General features: G+C 49.5%; 1 rRNA gene. It reads right to left on the reverse strand.

Annotation, left to right across the window (positions count from 1 at the left end):
• Window positions 1-8: 8 nt before the first annotated feature.
• Window positions 9-2,889 (reverse strand): 23S ribosomal RNA (locus tag DWX57_RS04875).
• Window positions 2,890-3,106: the final 217 nt, after the last annotated feature.

Genomic DNA, 3,106 nt, shown 5'->3' on the forward strand with positions numbered 1-3,106 from the left:
AAACCTCTAAGGATAAGTCCTCGACCTATTAGTACTTCTCAGCTGAGTGCGTTACCGCACTTACACACAAAGCCTATCAACCTTGTAGTCTTCAAGGGGTCTTACTCCGAAGATGGGATATCTTATCTTGAGGGGGGCTTCACGCTTAGATGCCTTCAGCGTTTATCCCTGCCAAACTTGGCTACTCTGCCATGCCTTTGGTAAAACAACAGATACACCAGAGGTTTGTCCATCCCGGTCCTCTCGTACTAAGGACAGCTCCTCTCAAATATCCTACGCCCACGCCGGATAGGGACCGAACTGTCTCACGACGTTCTGAACCCAGCTCGCGTACCGCTTTAATGGGCGAACAGCCCAACCCTTGGAACCTGCTACAGCTCCAGGATGCGATGAGCCGACATCGAGGTGCCAAACCACTCCGTCGATGTGAACTCTTGGGAGTGATAAGCCTGTTATCCCCAGGGTAGCTTTTATCCGTTGAGCGATGGCAATCCCACTTTATACCACCGGATCACTAAGTCCTACTTTCGTATCTGCTCCACCCGTCGGTGTCGCAGTCAAGCTCCCTTCTGCCTTTGCACTCTTCGAACGGTTTCCAACCGTTCTGAGGGAACCTTTGAGCGCCTCCGATACTCTTTCGGAGGCGACCGCCCCAGTCAAACTCCCCGTCAGACATTGTCCCCCAGCCGGGTTACGGCTGCAGGTTAGAAACCCAGTACTGTAAGGGTGGTATCCCAAGGTTGGCTCCATGGCAACTGGCGTCACCATTTCCTAGCCTCCCACCTATCCTGTACAGACAGTACCGAATCCCAGTATCAAACTGGAGTAAAGCTCCATGGGGTCTTTCCGTCCTGGCGCAGGTAACCAGCATCTTCACTGGTATTTCAATTTCACCGGGTGTGTTGTTGAGACAGTGCCCAAATCATTACGCCTTTCGTGCGGGTCGGAACTTACCCGACAAGGAATTTCGCTACCTTAGGACCGTTATAGTTACGGCCGCCGTTTACTGGGGCTTAAATTCAAAGCTTCGATTGCTCTAACCTCTCCTCTTAACCTTCCAGCACCGGGCAGGCGTCAGCCCATATACCTCACCTTTCGGTTTTGCATAGACCTGTGTTTTTGCTAAACAGTTGCTTGGGCCATTTCTCTGCGGCCACATCTCTGTGGCACTCCTTCTCCCGAAGTTACGGAGTCATTTTGCCGAGTTCCTTAACAACACTTCTCCCGCCGGCCTTAGGATTCTCTCCTCATCCACCTGTGTCGGTTTACGGTACGGGTACTTATGAAGCAATAGCGGCTTTTCTTGGCAGCTGGCTCACACGCTTCTCTACTAATGTTCGATCCACATAACGCTTTACATTTTTCATGCGGTTTTGCCTGCATGACTGCTATACGCTTGTACCGGCTTTTCCATTTCCGGCTCGTGCTCTCCTTCTGCGTCCCCACAGTTCTGTTCATAAGCAGTACAGGAATTTCAACCTGTTATCCATCGACTACGGCTCTCGCCCTCGCCTTAGGCCCCGACTTACCCAGGGAAGATCAGCTTTACCCTGGAAACCTTAGATATTCGGCCTTTAAGATTCTCACTTAAATCTCGCTACTCATTCCGGCATTCTCTCTTCTTAACTCTCCACTGCTCCTTACAGTACAGCTTCGTCGACTTAAGAATGCTCCTCTACCATCCTTTCGGATCCACAGCTTCGGTGTCGTGTTTTAGCCCCGGACATTTTCGGCGCAGGACCTCTCGACTAGTGAGCTATTACGCACTCTTTGAATGTATGGCTGCTTCTGAGCCAACATCCTAGTTGTCTTCGAAATCCCACATCCTTTACCACTTAACACGCACTTTGGGACCTTAGCTGGTGGTCTGGGCTCTTTCCCTTTTGACTACCCAACTTATCTCGTGCAGTCTGACTCCCGTACATCATCTACGCGGCATTCGGAGTTTGATAATCTTCGGTAAGCTTTGACGCCCCCTAGGATATTCAGTGCTCTACCTCCGCAAGACTAATACGAGGCTAGCCCTAAAGCTATTTCGAGGAGAACCAGCTATCTCCGGGTTCGATTGGAATTTCTCCCCTACCCACACCTCATCGCCACCCTTTTCAACGGATGTGCGTTCGGTCCTCCATCGCCTTTTACGGCGACTTCAACCTGGACATGGGTAGATCACCCGGTTTCGGGTCTTCTTGTACTGACTTATGCGTGCTATTAACACTTGCTTTCACTTCGGCTCCGCACCTTAAGTGCTTAACCTTGCCGGTACAAGAAACTCGCCGGACCGTTCTACAAAAAGTACGCGGTCCTACCTTAACGTAGTTCCACAGCTTGTAAACACAGGGTTTCAGGTTCTCTTTCACTCCCCTCCCGGGGTCCTTTTCACCTTTCCTTCACAGTACTATGCGCTATCGGTCACTGAGTAGTATTTAGCCTTGGAGGGTGGTCCCTCCGCCTTCCCACAAGGTTTCTCGTGTCTCGTGGTACTCCGGATTCTGCTAGGCGTGTTTTCAATTTCGCATACGAGGCTTTCACTCTCTTTGGCGGGACTTCCCAGACCCTTCTGCTATCGATCACACTGCCATGTTGCAGTCCATACCCCGGAGTGCACGCACTCCGGTTTGGGCTCTTCCGCTTTCGCTCGCCGCTACTAACAGAATCGATGTTTCTTTCTCTTCCTCTCCCTACTTAGATGTTTCAGTTCAGGAGGTTCCCGACCTATACCTATGTATTCAGTATAGGACGACTGAGGTTTGCTCAGCCAGGTTTCCCCATTCAGAAATCTGCGGTTCATTGAATATTTGCTTCTTGCCGCAGCTTATCGCAGCTTATCACGTCTTTCATCGGCTCTCAGTGCCAAGGCATCCACCCTGCGCTCTTTCTAACTTAACCTTACAACACACGTAGCTTGATGTGTTGTGGTCTCTTTCTAAAAAGCTTTAAGATATTTGTCTACTTTATCTTTTGGTTTTGTACCTCAATCCACTTTGCATTTTTGGCTTTGTAAGTGCTTCGCACTTACTAACCTAAAATCTGCTCTGCAGATTTTGGTAATAGATGTCTTGTTAATTATTAATGGCTTATTATAAACTTATAATAATTATCTCTT

Source organism: Coprococcus sp. AF19-8AC (assembly GCF_003603115.1).
GTDB lineage: Bacteria > Bacillota > Clostridia > Lachnospirales > Lachnospiraceae > Coprococcus > Coprococcus aceti.